Source organism: Kitasatospora sp. NPDC127111 (assembly GCF_042677465.1).
Taxonomy (GTDB): Bacteria; Actinomycetota; Actinomycetes; order Streptomycetales; family Streptomycetaceae; genus Kitasatospora.
Genome location: NZ_JBHXTG010000032.1, coordinates 65,871 through 82,169, shown reverse-complemented (window position 1 = coordinate 82,169; position 16,299 = coordinate 65,871). Strand labels below are relative to the sequence as shown.

Genomic DNA, 16,299 nt, shown 5'->3' with positions numbered 1-16,299 from the left:
GGGGAGGGTTCGCGTCGTGCGCACGACGCGAACCCGCCCCTCGGGGCGTTCCCGGTGAAAGGCTGAGGCATGAACACGGGAGCCATGAACGGTGACGACGTCCGGGCGGCGCTCGGCGAGCTGCTGCACGTCCTCGGCCCGCCCACCGGTGACGGCCACGACTGGGACGCGCCGGCCGGATCGCTGGAGTGGAGCTGCCGGGAGACCGCCGCGCACATCGCGCACGACCTGCTCGCCTACGCCGGCCAGCTCGCCGCCCGCCCCGCCGACGGGTACCTGCCGCTCGACCTCACGGTGCGCCCGGCGGCCGGGCCCGCCGAGGTCCTCACGGTCGTGACGGCCTGCGCGCAGCTGCTGGCCACCGCCCTGGACGCCGCCCCGCCCGACCTGCGGGCCTGGCACTTCGGCCCGTTCGACCCGCCCGGCTTCGCCGCCATGGGGGTGTCCGAGATCCTGCTGCACACCCACGACATCGCCCTCGGCCTCGGCCTGCCCTGGCGGCCGCCGGCCGGGCTCAGCGCGGCCGTGCTGGCCCGGCTCGCCCCCGACGCCCCGCCCGGCGACCCCGCCGACGTCCTGCTCTGGCACACCGGGCGCGGAGAGCTGAACGGCCGCCCGCGCAAGGTCTCGTGGACCTGGCGGACGGCCGTGCGGGCGGACTGAGCAGGGGTCAGGCGGTGGCGGTCCGCTCGGCGGCACTGCGCTCGACGCAGAACTCGTTGCCCTCGATGTCCAGCATCGTCACCCAGCCCTTGCCGTCCGGGGTGCGGTGGTCGCCCTGGACGGTGGCGCCCAGGGCGAGCAGCCGCTCGACCTCCTCGTCCCGGGTCCGGTCCTGCGGCTGCAGGTCCAGGTGGACGCGGTTCTTCACGGTCTTGCCCTCGGGCACCTGGATGAACAGCAGCCCGCCGCCCGGCGACTCCACCAGGACCTCCGGATCGCCCGGTCCGTCCTCGTCGCTGACCTTGGCGTCCAGCACCTCGGCCCAGAACCGCGCGAGCCGGTAGGAGTCGGCGCAGTCGATCGTCACGTGTCGCACAAGAGAAGCCATGAGGGCCACTCTGGCCCGCTTCCCCCTCCCGGTCCAGGCATTAACCGTCGCCGGTCACACCGTCGGCGTTCGCACCATCGGCGGGTCACACCGTCGCCGGTCAGGCCGTCGGCGGTCGGACCTCGGCGGCGCGTGCGCCGCGGCTGTGCCGGTGGCCGTCCAGCGGGAACTCCGGCGGCAGGGCCGGGAGCACCTCCCGCAAGCGGTAGCCGGTCTTCTCCGCCACCCGGCAGGAGGCCGCGTTGTCCACCTGGTGCAGCAGGTCGAGCCGGACCAGCCCATCGGCGGCGAAGGCCGCGAACGCCCAACCGGTGACCGCCTCCAGTGCGCGGGGCGCCAGGCCCCGGCCCCGCGCGGCCGCCGCCGTCCAGTACCCCACCTCGGCGACCGGGCCGCCGGGCGCACCGCGCTTGAGCGCCACGTTGGCGACCAGCTCGGCCGGCCCGGAGGCCCGCGGCTCCAGGACGGCGAAGCTGTACCGCACCCCGTCCGCCCAGCCCCGGTACTGCAGGTCGAGCCAGCGGGCGGCCTCGTCGGGGTCGGTCACCGGCGTCCGGGTGAAGCGGCGCAGCGTCTCGTCCCGGTGGATCTCGATCAGGGCGGGCGCGTCCTCGTCCCGGAACGGCCGGAGCAACAGGCCTTCGGCGGCGGGGAGTTCGACTGTCGGGGTCACTTCTTCAGACCCTCCCAGCCCCAGCGCGGCGTCGGGCCCGGATCCCCCAGGTCCGCGCCGACGGGCGCCGCCGAGACGTCCTCGGCGATCTTCGTGCCCCAGTCGAAGTACTCCAGCACCCGCCGGCGCAGCAGCTCGTCGTCCGGCAGCTCCTTCCGTACGGCGGCGCCCATCAGCTCCATCCAGCGGCCGCGCTGCTGCTCGGTGATGGCCAGGCCCAGGTGCGCGCGGAGCAGGCTCTGGTGACCGCCGAGCTCGGCGGTGAACCGGGCGGGGCCGCCGAAGATCTCGGCCAGCCAGACCGCGACGTGCTCGATGTGGGTGGTGGTGAAGTTCGCGAACACCGGTGCCAGCACCGGGTCGGCCAGGACCCCCTCGTAGAAGGTGTTGCTCAGCCTGCGGAGCGCTTCGATGCCCCCGACGGCGTCGTACAGGCTCTCGGACCGTTCGTCGCTCATGTGTTCTCCCCGTGCGTGGGTACGTGGGTCCCTTCCTAGCAGCCGCCGGAGCCGGGCGCCGTCCGTCGGAGCGGGCGTTCGCGCCCGGCTCAGCAAGTGGAGCCTGGGCTCCCGGTTTGACCTTGACGCTGGTGTCAGGGTCGGAGGCTGACGCCCATGAACGACGAGAGCACTCGACAGGACATCCGGCAGGACGGCGCGGCGCCCCGGGTGGTGCTGGTCACCGGCGCGGGCACGGGGATCGGCCGGGCCACCGCGCGGGCCTTCGCCGCCCAGGGGCCGGAGGTCACCGTGGTGGCGGTCGGACGGCGGGCCGAACCGCTGGCGGAGACCGCCCGCAGCCACCCCGGGCGGATCCACCCGCTGGTCGGGGACGTCACGGCCCCGGGCGGACCCGAGGAGATCGTCCGGTGGGCGCTGGAGCGGTTCGGGCGCCTCGACGTCCTGGTGAACAACGCGGCGATCGCCCCGTTCGGCTGGCTCGGCGCGTACACCCGGGACGGCGTCGAGGCGGTACTGGCGACCAACCTGGTGGCACCCGTCCTGCTCGGCCAGGCCGCCCTGCCCGCGCTGACGGAGAGCCGGGGCGTGGTCGTCAACGTGAGCACCGCCGTCGGACAGCGCGGCTGGCCGACCAACTCGGTGTACGCGGCGAGCAAGGCCGCGCTGGAGACGGTCACCCGCAGCTGGGCGGTGAAGCTGGCGCCGCGGGGCGTCCGGGTGGTGGCGGTGGCGCCCGGCGCGGTCGCCACACCGATCGCGGACCACTCCGGGTTCAGCCCGGAACAGCGGGCGGCCACCCGGCGGTGGCAGATCGCCCACACCCCGCTCGGCCGGATCGGCGAGCCGGCCGAGGTGGCCTGGGCGATCGTCCAACTGGCCTCACCGCAGGCCTCGTTCGTCACCGGAGTAGTCTTGCCGGTGGACGGCGGCGCCGTCGTGGCGTGATCCGGGCGGAGGGCGGGGGCGGGGAGCGGTGCTGATCGGGGAGCTGGCCCGGGCGACCGGCAGTACGGCCAGGGCGCTGCGCCACTACGAGCAGACCGGGCTTCTCGACTCCTCCCGCGCGCCCAACGGCTACCGGGAGTACGACGGGGCGGCGGTGGTGCGGGTCCGCAACATCCGCGGCCTGCTGGCCGCCGGGCTCACCCTGGACGACGTGCGGCTCTTCCTGCCCTGCCTGGACGGCGACGTGCTGGCCGGCCCGCCGTCCGCCACCGCGCTGCGGATCGCCCGGGAGCGGCTGGCCGTCCTGGAACGCCGGATCGCCGCGCAGACCGAGGCCCGGGACCGGCTGGTCGCGGCGCTGGCGGCGGCCGGGGCCGCGGAGCGGCCTCCGGCGGATTGAGCGGCCCGGCCGGGTGACACCCCCGATCGGGGGTGTGCAGCGGGCGGCGGTCGGAGGACAGTGGGCGCATGCAGATTCCACTCTCCGTGATGGACTTCCTCGACCGGGCCGAGCTGGTCTACGGCGACCGGGTCGGCATCGTCGACGAACCCGTGCAGCCCGCCGAGTCCTGGGGCGAACTGACGTACCGCCGGGTCGCCGAACTGGCCCGCGCGCAGGCGGCCGGGCTGGACCGGCTGGGCGTCGGGCCGGGCGAGCGGGTCGCCGTCGTGTCGCACAACTCGGCCCGGCTGATGACCTCGTTGTACGGCGTGAGCGGGTACGGCCGGGTACTGGTGCCGGTCAATTTCCGGCTGAAGGCGGAGGAGGTGTCGTACATCGTCGAGCAGAGCGGCGCGTCCGTGCTGCTGGTCGACCCCGAACTCGCCGAGCCGCTGGCCGGGGTGACCGCCAAGCACACGTTCGTGCTCGGCGCGGACAGCGACGCCCTGCTGTACGACTTCGACCGGCAGCCGCGCCGGTACGAGATCGGCGAGAACGACACCGCGACGATCAACTACACCAGCGGAACCACCGCTCGCCCCAAGGGCGTTCAGCTCACCCACCGGAACATCTGGCTGAACGCGACGCTGATGGGCCTGCACTTCGGGGCGAGCGACCGGGACGTCTACCTGCACACCCTGCCGATGTTCCACGCCAACGGCTGGGGCCTGCCGTTCTCGCTCACCGGGCTGGGCGCGCAGCACATCGTGCTGCGCAAGGTGGACGGGGCCGAGATCCTGCGCCGGATCGAGCGGCACGGGGTGACCTTCCTGTGCGGCGCGCCCGCGGTGGTCCAGATGGTGCTGGACGCGGCCGCCGACTGGGACGGGCCCGTCCCCGGCCGGGACAAGGTGCGGATGATCGTGGCCGGCGCCCCGCCGCCGACCCCGGTGGTGCAGCGGATCGAGGAGGAGCTCGGCTGGGAGTTCATGCAGATCTACGGCCTGACCGAGACCTCGCCGGTGGTGACGGTCAACCGCTCCCGCGCCGAGTGGGACGGACTGTCCGCCGCCGAACGGGCCGAGAAGCTGGTGCAGGCGGGCTCGCCGGCGCTCGGCAACCAGGTCCGGGTGGACGGGCAGGGCGAGGTGCTGGTCCGCTCCAACGTGGTGCTCGACGGCTACTGGCAGCAGCCGCAGGCGACCGCGGAGGCGATCCGGGACGGCTGGTTCCACACCGGGGACGGCGGCACCCTCACCGACGGCTACCTGACCATCTCGGACCGGAAGAAGGACGTCATCATCAGCGGCGGGGAGAACGTCTCCTCGATCGAGGTGGAGGACTGCCTGTACGGCCACCCGGCGGTGGCCGAGGTCGCGGTGATCGGCGTGCCGGACGAGAAGTGGGGCGAGACGGTCAAGGCGCTGGTGATCCTGAAGCCCGGGTCCGAGGCGACGGAGGCCGAGCTCATCGCGCACTGCAAGCAGCGGCTGGCCGGCTACAAGTCGCCCACCTCGGTGGAGTTCCGGGACGCGCTGCCGCGGACCACCACCGGCAAGCTGCAGAAGTTCCGGCTCCGCGAGCCGTACTGGGCGGGGCGGGAGCGGAACGTCAACTGACCCTCGCCGCCCGGGCCGCCTCCAGGAGGCCGGACTCGCGTGCCACCAGCGCGAGTTCGGTCCGGTTGCGGACGCCGAGCTTGTGCATGGCGCCCTTCAGGTAGCCGGTCACGGTGTTGCGGGTGAGGCCCAGCTGGGCGGCGATCTCCGGGTTGGTCCGGCCGGTCGCCGCCCAGCGGAGCACCTCGTGCTCGCGCCGGGTGAGCGGGGTGGAGGGGAGCGCGCTCCGGCCCGCCGGGCCGCTCCAGGCCGCGGCGCCGGCCAGGGCCAGGGTGGCGGCCGCGGCGAGCCTGCCGACGGCGGCGATCCGGACGTCGCCGAACGGCACCACCGAGCGCAGCGACGCGTACACCACGCCGTGCACCGTGCCGCCGTGCACCAGCGGGACGGTGAGCATCGCGTAGAGGTCCTCGGCGGTGACGGCGGCGTCGTAGTGGTGCGAGATGGTGGTGGCGGCCCGGTAGTCGGGCACCCAGGTGGGAGCGCGTTCGGCCAGCGCCCGGCCGCCGAGGCCGGTCCCGGCCGGGACGACGAGGTCGTGCAGCAGGTCGGCCCGGGTGCCGGCCCAGTGCCGCAGGACCATGCCGTCCGGCTCCCGCGCGGCGCGGCCCGGGTGCGGCACGCCGACCAGGCCGACGTCGGCGCCGCAGTCGGCGACCACCCGGCGGGCGAGGTCCCCGAGCACGGCGTCCCGGACCAGTTCGGCGGCGCGCGCGGCCAGGTCGTCGGCCCCGCCGGACCGGGTGTCGGTGTCCGCAGCCCTCGTCACCGCGCGATTCTCACACGCGGCGGGACCGGTGGCGAGAGTCGTGACGTGCGTTTTCGACGGAGTCCGGGGTGGCCGCGACGGGCGCGGCGTAGGGTGCGGGGCCTGGTTACCGGTGAGTCACCATCGAGGCGAGAGGGAAGTCCATGACGACCGAACCGAAGGAGCCCCGCGCCGCCGGCGTCCTGGCCGGGCTGCTCGACGACCTGCGGGCGGAGAGCGCCGTGCTGGACGACCTGGTGGCCGGGCTGGAGCCGGACGGCTGGGCGGCGGACACCCCGGCGCAGGGGTGGACGATCGCGCACCAGATCGCCCACCTGGCCTGGACGGACGACTGGGCCGGACTCTCCGCGCGCGACCCGGAGGGCTTCGTCGCGGAGACCGGCCGGGTCTTCGGCGAACTGCTCTCGGCGGGCCTGGACCCGGTGGACGAGGGCGCCGCGCAGGGCGCCACCGAGGACCCGGCGGCGCTGCTGGCCCGCTGGCGGGCGGGGCGGGAGCGCCTGCTCGCCGCCCTGGCCGCGGTGCCCGGCGACGTCAAGCTGCCCTGGTTCGGGCCGCCGATGAAGGCCCCGTCGATGGCCACCGCGCGGCTGATGGAGACCTGGGCGCACGGCCAGGACGTCGCGGACGCCCTCGGCGTGGTCCGCGAACCGACCGCCCGGCTGCGCCACATCGCGCACCTGGGGGTGCGGACCATGGGGTTCGCCTTCTCGCTGCACGGCCTGCCCGCCCCGGAGGCCCCGGTCCGGGTGGAACTGACCTCCCCGGACGGCGGGTCGTGGGTCTTCGGCCCGGCGGACGCGGCGGACCGGGTGACCGGCCCGGCCCTCGACTTCTGCCTCCTGGTGGCCCAGCGCCGGCACCGGGACGACCTGGCCCTGACGGCGGTCGGCGCGACGGCGTCGGCCTGGCTGCCGATCGCCCAGGTCTTCGCGGGCGCCCCGGGGAAGGGACGGGAGGCGGAGTCCGCCGGCGGCTGACCCGTACCGGAGCGGCGCCCCACGGCCGCGCCGCGCGATCCCGACCCCGCCCGCTGTCCGTCCTCAGGGCCCCAGGCGTTCAGAGCCCCAGGCGTAGCGGGCTGAGGCGGGTGGCGACCAGGTTGGTGGCGCCGCGGTCGCGTTCGACGTGGCCGTGGACCAGCAGGCCGGCGCGGTCGAGGGCGGTGCGGCGCTGGGACTCCCAGACCGGGCGGCTGCAGATCACGTTGATCAGTCCCGTCTCGTCCTCCAGGCTGAGGAAGAGCACCCCGCCGGCCGTCGGCGGCCGCTGACGGTGGGTCACCAGGCCGCCGACCACCACGGCGGTGCCGGGCGGCACGTCCGGCAGTCGGGCGGCGGTGAGCGCGCCGCCGCGTTCCAGGTGGGCGCGCAGGTGCTGGACGGGGTGGCTGGTGGCGGAGGTGCCGGTGGCCCAGAGGTCGGCGATGGTCTCCTCGACCGGGGTCAGCTCCGGCAGCGGTGGCGCCTCGGTGCCGGGCGTGGTGCCGGGGAGCAGCGCCGCCGAGACGCCCGCGTACGCCCCGGCCGCCCAGAGCGCCTGCCGGCGGCCCAGCCCGAAGCAGCCGAACGCGCCCGCCGTGGCGAGCGCCTCCAGCACCGGCGCGGGCAGGCCGGTGCGGCGGGCGAAGTCCTCCAGGTCCGCGTACGGCTGCCCGGCCGCGATGGCCTCGGCCTGCGGGGTGCCGATGCCCCGGACGGTCTCCAGGCCGAGCCGGATGGCGGGCTGCGGTTTGCCGGCCGTGAGCGGCGGGGCGGGCGTCGGCCCGCGGTACGGCTCCAGGGTGGGCCGGGGCCCGCTGGCGTTGACGTCCACCCCGCGGATCCGGACGCCGTGCCGCCGGGCGTCCGAGATCAGGCTGAGCGGGGAGTAGAAGCCCATCGGCTGGTTGCCCAGCAGGGCGCAGGTGAAGGCCGCCGGGTAGTGGTACTTGAGCCAGGCGCTCGCGTACACCAGGTAGGCGAAGCTGATCGCGTGGCTCTCCGGGAAGCCGTAGTTCGAGAAGGCCTCGATCTTGGTGTAGACGTCCTCGGCGACGTCCTCCGGGATGCCGCGTCCGGCCATGCCGGTCAGCAGCCGCTCGCGCAGCCGGGCGACGCGTTCGTGCGAGCGTTTGGCGCCCATCGCCTGGCGCAGCCGGTCGGCCTCGGCGGGGGTGAACCCGGCGCAGTCGATGGCCAGTTGCATCATCTGCTCCTGGAACAGCGGCACCCCGAGGGTCTTGCCGAGCGCGTTCTCCATCAGCGGGTGCGGGCAGCCGGCCGGTTCCACCCCGGCCCGGCGCCGCAGGTACGGGTGGACCGAGCCGCCCTGGATCGGGCCCGGGCGGATCAGGGCCACCTCGACCACCAGGTCGTAGAAGTGGTCCGGCTTGAGGCGCGGCAGGGTGGCCATCTGGGCGCGCGACTCGACCTGGAAGACGCCGACCGTGTCGGCCCGGCGCAGCATGGCGTAGACGCCCGGGTCGTCGTCCGGGATGGTGGCCAGGGTGAGCCGCACGCCGTGGTGTCCGGCGATCAGGTCGCAGGTGTCGTGCAGCGCGGCGAGCATGCCGAGGCCGAGCAGGTCGATCTTGACCAGCCCGGCGCCGGCCGTGGAGTCCTTGTCCCACTGCAGCACGGACCGGCCCGGCATCCGGGCCCACTCGGTCGGGCAGATCTCGGCGATCGGCTCCTTGGTGAGCACCATGCCGCCGGAGTGGATGCCCAGATGGCGCGGCAGGCCGTGGAGTTGTCCGGCCAGGGCGAGCACGTCGGCGGGGATGACGGCGTCCGCGCCGGGCGCGGAGCGGAAGTCGGCCTGCCGGCTGAACGCGTCCACCTGGCCCTGCGGGTAGCCGAGCACCCGGGCGGCGTCGCGCAGCGCCAGCCGGGGGCGGTAGGTGATCACGTTGGCGACCTGGGCGGCGTGCTCGCGCCCGTAGCGGCGGTAGACGTACTGGATGACCTCCTCGCGGCGGCGGTTCTCGATGTCGAGGTCGATGTCGGGCGGCCCGTCGCGGGCGGTGGAGAGGAAGCGTTCGAAGAGCAGCTTGTAGTGGATCGGGTCGACGGCGGTGATCCCGAGCGCGTAGCAGACCGCCGAGTTGGCCGCCGAGCCGCGGCCCTGGCACCAGATGTCCTCGCGGCGGCAGAAGTCGACGATGTCGTGGACGATCAGGAAGTAGCCCGCCAGGTCGAGGTCCTCGATGACGTCCAGCTCCCGGGCGAGCTGCCGGCGGGCGGGCCCGTTGCCGGGGCCGAAGCGGACCGGGCCGCCCTCGGCGACCAGCGCGCGCAGCAGGCCGATCTCGGTCTGGCCGGGCGGGACGGGGAAGCCGGGCAGCTCCGGGTCCAGCCTGGTGAAGTCGAAGGCGCAGGCCCGGGCCAGGTCGACGGTGGCCTCCCGGACCCCGGGGAAGCGGGCCAGCCGGGCGGCCATCTCGCGGCCCGACCGCAGGTGCGCGGTGCCGGCCGCCTGGGTCCAGCCCGCCGCGTCCTGCAGGGTGCGGCGCCCGTGCAGGGCGGCGAGGCTCTGGGCGAGCCGGCCCTGGGCCGGGCCGGCGTGGTGGGCGTTGGTCGAGGCGACGGTGGTCAGGCCCAGCCCGGCGGCGAGCGCGGCCAGCGCGTCGTTGCGCCGGTCGTCACCGGGCAGCCACTGGTCGATCAGCTCGACGTACACGTTCTCGCGCCCGAACGCCTCGGTGAGGGTGCGCAGCCGGCGCTCGGCCGCCCCGGCCGGGCCGCCCGCGAGCGCGGCCGGCACCCGGCCGAGGCGGCAGCCGGTGAGCACCGCCCAGTGGCCGTCGTGCGCGTCGGCCAGCGCCGCGAAGTCGTACGCCGGGGTGCCCTTGGCCCCGCCCGCCAGCTGGGCGGCGCCGATCGCCGCGGAGAGGCGGCGGTAGCCGGCCGGGTCGCGGGCCAGGACCAGCAGGTGCTCCTGTTCGCGCCGGAGCGTCAGTTCGGCGCCGAACACCGTGCCGACGCCCGCCTCCCGGGCCGCCTCGGCGAAGCGCACCGCGCCGTAGAGGCCGTCGTGGTCGGTCAGGGCGAGCGTCTCGACGCCCAGCCGGGCGGCCTCCGCGACCAGTTCCTCGGGGTCGCTGGCGCCGTCGAGGAAGCTGAAGGCGGAGTGGACGTGCAGCTCGGCCCAGGCCGGGGCGGCTCCGCCGTCCGGGTCGGCGGGCCGGGCGGGGGCGTCGGGCGCCGCGGAGTGACGGCGCAGCGGGACGACCTCGCCGCCCGCCGGGCCCGGCCGGCCGCCGGCCAGGCGTCGGTGCAGTTCGCTCCAGGGGAGCGTGGAGTGGCTGGTGAATCCCATCGGGGGTGTTGCCTCTGTTGCCTTCGGTCGTGCCTTGTTCCGCCCCCCTTGTTCGTCGTCCGTGCTGTTCGTGCCCTGGTCCGGCCGGTGCCCTGGTCCGGCCGGTGGGCCGGTCAGTCGTAGCCGGCCTCCAGGAACCACTCACCCCCCTCCACCGTGAGCAGCAGCGCGCGGCCGTCCGCCACCGTGACCTGGAAGCGCGCCCGACGGCGGGCGAGCGCCTGGTCCCACCAGTACTCGACGGCCGGCCAGGGCCCGGTCCAGCCGTCCACCGGCAGCTCCCGCCCCCGGACCGCCACCCGGGCCGGCCGGGCCGACACCCCCGCCCGGCCGTCCACCCGCACCGGCCGCCCCTCCGCGTCCAGCACCGCGACCGGCACCGGGGTGCGGTGCACCACCGCCGGCCAGACGTCGCGCAGCCGGCCCGGCCACGGCGCGTCGGCCGGCGCCGCCGGGTCGTACGGCTCGCCCCAGGGCACCCGGACCGCCTGCTCGGCCGGCCCCCGCCCGCCGGCCGGCTCGATCCGGCGCAGCCCGGCGTGTCCGAGCACCGCCTGCACCCGGGCCACCGCGCGCTCCACCCGGTCGTCCGCGACCGCCTGGCCCCAGAGGGCGAGTTGGCGGCCCTGGTCGGGGGTGAGGTCGTCGGGGACGAGGCGCAGGGCGGTGAAGCCGACGTCGGCCCCGTCCGCCGTACCGGTCGCCGGGCGGTCCGCCGGGCCGGCGGTGGCGTCCGCCGCGGCGGCGGGGTGGAAGGTGCCCGCGCCCTGCCAGGCCTGGAGCTGCCAGCGGACGCGTTCGGCCAGCGCCGTCGCCGACAGCCGGCCCTCGTGCCGCCAGAGCCGCGAGACGGTCCGCCCGTCCGCGCAGGACACCTCGACGGCGACCCGCTGGCAGGTCAGCCCCGCTCCGGCCAGCCGCTGGTGCAGCCGCTCGGCCAGGGTGCGGGCGACGAACACCAGCGGCTCGGCGAGCGGCTCGGGCGGGTCGAAGCGCTGCTCCACGGAGAGGTCCGGTCCCTCCGTCCGCGGCACCAGCGGGCGCGGCTGCAGGCCCCGGGCCAGCCGGTGGGCGGTCGTGCCGGACGGGCCGAACCGGTCCGCGACGGACTCGGCGGGCAGTGCGGCGAACGCCCCGACGGTGGGCAGGCCGAGCCGGTCCAGCAGCTCCGCCAACACCTCGTCGCCGAGCGCGGCCACCGGGTAGGGCGCGAGGAACTCCGCCGTCCGCCCGGCCGGCACCAGCACCCCGGCGCGGGCGGCCAGCACGGCGGCGAACAGGCCGTCGGCGACGCCGACCTGGCCGTGGGGCGCGGTGCCGTGGGCGTGGGCGGCCGGGGCGGGCGTGGCGGCCGTTCCCGGACGGGCCTCCAGCGGGTACGCCGGGGGGCGGGCGAACCCGCCCCGCGCGCCGTCCCGGGCCGCCGGGGCGGCGTCGAACAGCTCGTCCACGGTCGCGGTCCGGCGGTGGGCGCGGGCCGGGTCGGCGTCCGCGGGGTGGGCGGGTGCGTCGGGGTGCGCGGGCGCGGCGGGGTGCGCGGGCGCGGCGGCCGGCGCCGGGTGCGGCCGGCCCGGCCGGCCTGCCGGGTCGGCGTCCGCCGGCTGGTCCTGCGGCCACGACGGCGCGCCGATGCCCTCCGGCCCGCCGTCGTCCGCCACACCGCCGTCCGCCACACCGCCGTCCGCCTCGTCGCCGTCCGGCCGGCCGTCCCCGGCCGCCGGGCGGGCCAGGGCGGCCGCCACCGCGCCCTGCACCTTGGCCGCCAGTGCCTCCTCGCCGCCGAAGTAGCGGCTCGGCCCCTTCACCGGGATCGCGCACAGGCCCGGGCGCAGCACCTCCACCCGCGGCGTGAACGCCTCCACCGCCGCGACCACCGGTTCGAACCGCCGGGTCTCCGCCTCCGGGTCGCGGTCCCGCAGCTCCAGGGCCGGGCAGAGCCGCTGGGCCAGCTTGAGCCGCTGCCCCTGCCGCACCCCGGCCGCCCGGGCGGTCCCCGAGCAGGCCAGGATCCGCCCGCCGGCCACCACCGCCACGGGGGCGTCGGCACCGTCCGAGGGCGTCGCGACGGCCACCACCGGCCAGTCCGGGCACCAGACCACCAGCACCCGCGGCGTTCCGGCCGTTCCGCTGTCGGTCACCTCACACCACCGCCATGCGTTCGAGGCCCGCCCCGGCGGCCCCCGACGCCACGTCCTCCCCCACCCCGGTCGTCCCGGTGGCCCCGGCCACCGCCCGCACCGCACCGTGCTCGTCCGGCAGCCAGAGCCGGGCGGTGCGTCCGCGCACCGCCGAACCGCGGCCCTCGGCCACCACCTCCACCTGCCGCCCGGTGAGCTGCCCGTGCCCGTCCCCCAGCCCGAACCACCGCCCGGACCGCACCCCCAGCCGCAGCTCCGCCCCCGGCCACGGCCCGGCCACCAGCAGCACGCACCCGCTGCGCCGCAGCACGGCCGCCAGCCGGGCGGCCGGCTTCGGCGCCACCGGCCCGTCCGGGCGCAGCATGATCAGCTCGACCGCCCCGGCCAGCACCGACACCACCTCGGCCCAGTGCGGCCCGGGGTCGTCCGCGACCAGCAGCCGCCGCAGGTCCAGCCCGTACCCGGCGGCCGCGGCCAGCCCCAGCTCCGGCAGCCCGACCGCCGCCGCCCACCCGCCGTCCGACTCCCGCACCCCGGCCGCCAGGGCCAGCAGCAGGCCGAGGTCCCCACCGCCGACCGACACCGCCGTCCCCCGGCGCAGGCCGCCCTCCGGCAGCACCTCCCGCAACGCCGGCAGCACCGGCAGCAGCCCCCGGCGCCCGGTCGCGCCCTCCAGGGCAGCCGCCGTCACCACCGGCCGGAGCGGCTGCCGCCCGGCGATGGGTTCGAATGCGGGTTCGAAAACAGGCACACCCTCAGGATCGAACATTCGTTCGCAAAGATTCAAGTCCGAATCGCCCACCCCACCCGTCACGCTCCGTCGCGCTCCGTCGGAGCGATGGCGGCCGGCCGACCCCCGCCGGGAGGCCGCCGAACGCGTCGCCGCCCGGGCGAACGCGCGCGACGACGGCCCGGTCGAGCCGGTTCGTCGCGGTCGTGCCCGAGGTGCCGCGGCCGGGGCCGCCAGGGCCCTGGTGGCGCCGGCTCGACCAGGACCCGTCCGGCTCGCGCGGATCAGGCTTGAGTTCGAGCGCACTCGAAGTTCTACGGTCATGCCATGACCTCCGGCCGACCGGCCGGAGGGCGAGCAGACCGAGAACGGACGGATCCCATGAGCCCCACCACGACCACCACCGCCGAGACCGCCGCCGAGACCCGGCAGGACCGCTTCGACCGGGGCATGGCGATGCTCACCCGCGTCGACGGCGAGGGCGGCCAGCGGGTGGTGGACGCGCTCGCCGATGTCAGCCCCGAGCTCGCCCACCAGGTCGTGGCCTGGGGCTTCGGCGAGGTCTACAGCCGCCCGGGCCTGCCGCCGCGGGACCGGCAGCTGGTCACCCTGGGCATGCTCACCGCACTGGGCGGCTGCGAGCCCCAGCTGGAGGTCCACGTCAACGCCGCCCTCAACGTCGGCCTCGGCCCCGAGGAGATCGTCGAGGCGCTGCTGCACTCCGCCGTCTACTGCGGCTTCCCCAAGGCGCTGAACGCCACCTTCGTCGCCAAGAAGGTCTTCGGCGAGCGCGGCCTGCTGCCGGTCGGGGAGCACGCGACGGGGGCCCCGGCGTCGCCGGTGGCCTGATCGCCGGAGCGACCAGGCCACCGTCCGGTGCGTCCCGGAGCCGCGGAACCAGGGCCCGCCGTCAGGCCTCGCAATGGATCGGGGCGTTCCCGCCGCTCACGCGGCAGGAGTCGAACCCGGTGCCGCCGTCCACGACGCCGTTGTTGAAGCCGGTCCGCAGGTAGTCGTTGCCCGCCGCCCCGTTGACGACGCCGGTGGAGGCCACGGTGCCGTTCACCACGATGAAGTCGGAGCCGTCCCCGCCGATGATCGTGCCGGAGACGCCGTCGTCGGTGGAGATGTAGTCGCTGCCCAGGCCGCCGTCGACGGTCCCCGCCATGGGGCCGGTGACCACGATGCGGTCGTTGCCGCCGAGGCCGTTGACCGTGTCGCCGGCGCCGACGTAGGCGCAGCGGATGAAGTCGCTGCCGGGCGTGCCCGAGATGACCGGGCCGGAGGCGGGGATCCCGTTGACCGTGCACGAGGACACCGCGTGGGCGGGCGTCGCGCAGAGGACGAGCGGGGCGAGGGCGACGGAGGCGGCGCAGAGCGCGCGCACGGTTTTTCTGATCATGAGACGAGTTACCCACGGCGACGGGGGTTTCGCAATTCGTCACCGCCGGGTGCGCCACCGGGCGCCACCCGGCTCCCCCGTGGCCCGCCCGCTCGGCGAACCCGGCGCCCGCGACCGCGTCCGGCTCGTCCTCGCCGCCTGCGAGACGGCCTCGCCACCACCACCCGCCGACCGCCCCGGGCCCCGCGCCCGGCAGGCGGCCGGGCGCATTGACCGGCCCCTGACCAGCGCCCTAGGGTCGGGCGGGTGCAGCGATACGACTGGCTGAAGAAGATTCAGCGCATGGATCCGGAGACCGAGTTCACCGAGATCTACCGGATCAGCAGCTGGTACGAGTTCCCCTGGGACACCACCCAGTCGCTGAGCTTCGCGCTCTACCGCACCTACGCCGTGCCCAGCATCGGCCGGCTGCTCGCGGAGACCGGCGAGTTCACCCGGCGACCGCAGAAGCGGTACGACGACACCGTGCTGATCCTGGAGGCCGTGATCGAGCACGGCTTCGCCTCCGAGCAGGGGCGCGAGGCGATCCGGCGGATGAACCAGATGCACCGCCGGTACGACATCTCCGACGACGACTTCCTGTACGTGCTCGCCACCTTCGTCGTGGTCCCCAAGCGCTGGCTGGACGACTACGGCTGGCGCCCGTACTCGCCGCACGAGATCCGGGCCACCACCAACTACTACCGCGAGCTCGGCCGCCACATGGGCCTGAGCGGCATCCCGGAGACCTTCGCGGAGTTCGAGCGGCTGCTCGACGACTACGAGCGCGCCCACTTCGGCCACGACCGGGGCGGCCGCGACGTCTCCGACGCCACCCTCGGCCTGATGGCCTCCTGGTACCCGGCCCCGCTGCGCCCCTCGATGCGCACCTCCTCGCTCTGCCTCCTGGACGACCCGCTGCGCGAGGCCTTCGGCTACCCGGCCCCGCCCGCCGCCCTGCGGCGCGCCGTCCGCACCGGGATGCGGCTGCGCGGCCGCTTCGTCCGCCTCCTCCCGCCCCGCCGCAAGCCCTTCCTCGCCCGCGACGGCCGCCAGGTCCGCGGCTACCCGGGGGGCTACCGGATCGGCGAGCTCGGCACGTTCGAGGAGAAGCCCGGCACGTCGCCCGGCGGCTGCCCCTTCCCGCACGCCGGCCGCCCCGCCGGTGCCGCCGAGGCCGCCGAGGCCCGCGCGGAGGACTGACCGCCCGCCGCCCGCCGGTCCCCGGTGCCCGCGGTGACCGGCCGGACGGGCAGCCGTCAGGAGGAGAGGACGACGGTGTTCTGGCAGGCGGTCAGGAGCCAGCGGCCGTCCTCCTTGGCCATGACGTAGAGCGGGCTGCCCTCGTCGCCGATCTGCTCGCCGTCCGGCCCCAGGTAGCGCTGGCGGACCTTGACGGCCGCGACGTCGGGCCGGATGAAGAGGACGTGCACGACCTCGTAGCTGGCCGTGTTGCCGGTGCCGGCGAAGGTGCCGGGGAGCACCTCGCGGGTGAACTCGGCGATCTCCTCCCGGCCGGTCAGGCGCTTGCCGTGACCGGTGGTCCAGATCGCGTCCTCGCGGAAGAGGCCGATGAACTCCTCGGTGAGTTCGTTGACCTGGGCGTGCTGGACGGTGGCGACGACCTGCTCGACGGCTTCGATCTCGGCGGCGTCCGCGGTGTCGGTGGTGTGCGTGGTACCGGCGTTCACAGTGGTCATGGAGAACATGATGGAACCTCAACTGCGCTTGAGGTCAAGGGCGGGAGCCGACCCGGGGCACGCCGCACCGCCGACCGGAAGGCCGCGCGACCGGGCCGGGCGACCGGGCCGGGCCCGGGTGGCGGTGTGCGGGCCCGCTGAGCGGGTCAAT

At 75.9% G+C, this 16,299-nt stretch carries 16 protein-coding genes; 7 read left to right on the top strand and 9 right to left on the bottom strand.

Annotation, left to right across the window (positions count from 1 at the left end; all coding sequences use genetic code 11):
- Nucleotides 1–69 precede the first annotated feature (69 nt).
- Complete coding sequence (locus tag ACFVHB_RS20715) at nucleotides 70–663, top strand: maleylpyruvate isomerase N-terminal domain-containing protein (RefSeq protein WP_380323968.1); 594 nt, start codon at nucleotides 70–72, stop codon at nucleotides 661–663.
- A gap of 7 nt (nucleotides 664–670) precedes the next feature.
- Here the strand turns inward: ACFVHB_RS20715 and ACFVHB_RS20710 are convergent, their stop codons facing one another.
- From ACFVHB_RS20710 to ACFVHB_RS20700, 3 genes are all read right to left on the bottom strand, one after another.
- Complete coding sequence (locus ACFVHB_RS20710) at nucleotides 671–1,051, bottom strand: VOC family protein (protein ID WP_380323965.1); 381 nt, start codon at nucleotides 1,049–1,051, stop codon at nucleotides 671–673.
- Nucleotides 1,052–1,151: 100 nt separating this feature from the next.
- On the bottom strand, nucleotides 1,152–1,724 hold the full coding sequence (locus ACFVHB_RS20705; protein WP_380323962.1) for a GNAT family N-acetyltransferase: 573 nt from the start codon (nucleotides 1,722–1,724) through the stop codon (nucleotides 1,152–1,154).
- Nucleotides 1,721–2,182: a group II truncated hemoglobin gene (locus tag ACFVHB_RS20700; RefSeq protein ID WP_380323959.1), complete on the bottom strand. Its 462-nt coding sequence runs from the start codon at nucleotides 2,180–2,182 to the stop codon at nucleotides 1,721–1,723. Before ACFVHB_RS20700 ends, ACFVHB_RS20705 begins: the two co-directional genes overlap by 4 nt.
- A gap of 156 nt (nucleotides 2,183–2,338) precedes the next feature.
- Here ACFVHB_RS20700 and ACFVHB_RS20695 point away from each other — a divergent pair, with 156 nt between their 5' ends.
- The 3 genes from ACFVHB_RS20695 to ACFVHB_RS20685 all read left to right on the top strand — a co-directional run bounded on the left by ACFVHB_RS20695 (nucleotide 2,339) and on the right by ACFVHB_RS20685 (nucleotide 5,131).
- Nucleotides 2,339–3,130 (top strand): SDR family NAD(P)-dependent oxidoreductase, encoded by a 792-nt coding sequence (locus ACFVHB_RS20695; RefSeq protein WP_380323956.1) that lies wholly within the window; start codon nucleotides 2,339–2,341, stop codon nucleotides 3,128–3,130.
- A 28-nt stretch (nucleotides 3,131–3,158) separates the two neighbouring features.
- Nucleotides 3,159–3,530, top strand: a complete 372-nt coding sequence (locus ACFVHB_RS20690) for a MerR family transcriptional regulator (protein WP_380323953.1) — start codon at nucleotides 3,159–3,161, stop codon at nucleotides 3,528–3,530.
- A gap of 68 nt (nucleotides 3,531–3,598) precedes the next feature.
- On the top strand, nucleotides 3,599–5,131 hold the full coding sequence (locus ACFVHB_RS20685; protein WP_380323950.1) for an AMP-binding protein: 1,533 nt from the start codon (nucleotides 3,599–3,601) through the stop codon (nucleotides 5,129–5,131).
- Here ACFVHB_RS20685 and ACFVHB_RS20680 read toward each other — a convergent pair.
- On the bottom strand, nucleotides 5,124–5,900 hold the full coding sequence (locus ACFVHB_RS20680) for a LuxR C-terminal-related transcriptional regulator (protein WP_380323947.1): 777 nt from the start codon (nucleotides 5,898–5,900) through the stop codon (nucleotides 5,124–5,126). The two genes, ACFVHB_RS20685 and ACFVHB_RS20680, sit on opposite strands and share 8 nt — an antisense overlap.
- Before the next feature lie 143 nt (nucleotides 5,901–6,043).
- Between ACFVHB_RS20680 and ACFVHB_RS20675 the strand changes: the two genes are divergently transcribed.
- Nucleotides 6,044–6,880, top strand: a complete 837-nt coding sequence (locus ACFVHB_RS20675; protein ID WP_380323944.1) for a TIGR03084 family metal-binding protein — start codon at nucleotides 6,044–6,046, stop codon at nucleotides 6,878–6,880.
- A 79-nt stretch (nucleotides 6,881–6,959) separates the two neighbouring features.
- Here the strand turns inward: ACFVHB_RS20675 and ACFVHB_RS20670 are convergent, their stop codons facing one another.
- From ACFVHB_RS20670 to ACFVHB_RS20660, 3 genes are all read right to left on the bottom strand, one after another.
- Nucleotides 6,960–10,199, bottom strand: a complete 3,240-nt coding sequence (locus ACFVHB_RS20670; RefSeq protein WP_380323941.1) for an error-prone DNA polymerase — start codon at nucleotides 10,197–10,199, stop codon at nucleotides 6,960–6,962.
- 113 nt (nucleotides 10,200–10,312) lie between these two features.
- Entirely contained in the window at nucleotides 10,313–12,337 is a 2,025-nt protein-coding gene (locus ACFVHB_RS20665) for a hypothetical protein (RefSeq protein ID WP_380323938.1), read from the bottom strand.
- Between the two features lies 1 nt (nucleotide 12,338).
- The gene (locus tag ACFVHB_RS20660) at nucleotides 12,339–13,088 is read right to left on the bottom strand and encodes a hypothetical protein (protein ID WP_380323935.1); all 750 of its coding nucleotides are present in this window, start codon (nucleotides 13,086–13,088) and stop codon (nucleotides 12,339–12,341) included.
- Nucleotides 13,089–13,448: 360 nt separating this feature from the next.
- On the opposite strand from ACFVHB_RS20660, the gene ACFVHB_RS20655 reads away from it, so the two are divergent.
- Complete coding sequence (locus ACFVHB_RS20655; protein WP_380323932.1) at nucleotides 13,449–13,916, top strand: carboxymuconolactone decarboxylase family protein; 468 nt, start codon at nucleotides 13,449–13,451, stop codon at nucleotides 13,914–13,916.
- 61 nt (nucleotides 13,917–13,977) lie between these two features.
- On the opposite strand, the gene ACFVHB_RS20650 is transcribed toward ACFVHB_RS20655, so the two are convergent.
- Entirely contained in the window at nucleotides 13,978–14,469 is a 492-nt protein-coding gene (locus ACFVHB_RS20650; RefSeq protein ID WP_380323929.1) for a hypothetical protein, read from the bottom strand.
- A 282-nt stretch (nucleotides 14,470–14,751) separates the two neighbouring features.
- Here ACFVHB_RS20650 and ACFVHB_RS20645 point away from each other — a divergent pair, with 282 nt between their 5' ends.
- Nucleotides 14,752–15,651, top strand: coding sequence for an oxygenase MpaB family protein (locus ACFVHB_RS20645; RefSeq protein ID WP_380323926.1), 900 nt, complete (start codon nucleotides 14,752–14,754; stop codon nucleotides 15,649–15,651).
- A gap of 56 nt (nucleotides 15,652–15,707) precedes the next feature.
- On the opposite strand, the gene ACFVHB_RS20640 is transcribed toward ACFVHB_RS20645, so the two are convergent.
- Nucleotides 15,708–16,148, bottom strand: a complete 441-nt coding sequence (locus ACFVHB_RS20640; RefSeq protein WP_380323923.1) for an SgcJ/EcaC family oxidoreductase — start codon at nucleotides 16,146–16,148, stop codon at nucleotides 15,708–15,710.
- Nucleotides 16,149–16,299 lie beyond the last annotated feature (151 nt).

Excerpts from the sequence above, each read along its gene's own strand:
- ACFVHB_RS20715 (WP_380323968.1), top strand. The coding sequence starts at position 70 with ATGAACACGGGAGCCATGAACGGTGACGACGTCCGGGCGGCGCTCGGC.
- ACFVHB_RS20710 (WP_380323965.1), bottom strand. The coding sequence starts at position 1,051 with ATGGCTTCTCTTGTGCGACACGTGACGATCGACTGCGCCGACTCCTAC.
- ACFVHB_RS20700 (WP_380323959.1), bottom strand. The coding sequence starts at position 2,182 with ATGAGCGACGAACGGTCCGAGAGCCTGTACGACGCCGTCGGGGGCATC.
- ACFVHB_RS20695 (WP_380323956.1), top strand. The coding sequence starts at position 2,339 with ATGAACGACGAGAGCACTCGACAGGACATCCGGCAGGACGGCGCGGCG.
- ACFVHB_RS20685 (WP_380323950.1), top strand. The coding sequence starts at position 3,599 with ATGCAGATTCCACTCTCCGTGATGGACTTCCTCGACCGGGCCGAGCTG.
- ACFVHB_RS20675 (WP_380323944.1), top strand. The coding sequence starts at position 6,044 with ATGACGACCGAACCGAAGGAGCCCCGCGCCGCCGGCGTCCTGGCCGGG.
- ACFVHB_RS20670 (WP_380323941.1), bottom strand. The coding sequence starts at position 10,199 with ATGGGATTCACCAGCCACTCCACGCTCCCCTGGAGCGAACTGCACCGA.
- ACFVHB_RS20655 (WP_380323932.1), top strand. The coding sequence starts at position 13,449 with ATGAGCCCCACCACGACCACCACCGCCGAGACCGCCGCCGAGACCCGG.
- ACFVHB_RS20650 (WP_380323929.1), bottom strand. The coding sequence starts at position 14,469 with ATGATCAGAAAAACCGTGCGCGCGCTCTGCGCCGCCTCCGTCGCCCTC.
- ACFVHB_RS20645 (WP_380323926.1), top strand. The coding sequence starts at position 14,752 with ATGGATCCGGAGACCGAGTTCACCGAGATCTACCGGATCAGCAGCTGG.
- ACFVHB_RS20640 (WP_380323923.1), bottom strand. The coding sequence starts at position 16,148 with ATGACCACTGTGAACGCCGGTACCACGCACACCACCGACACCGCGGAC.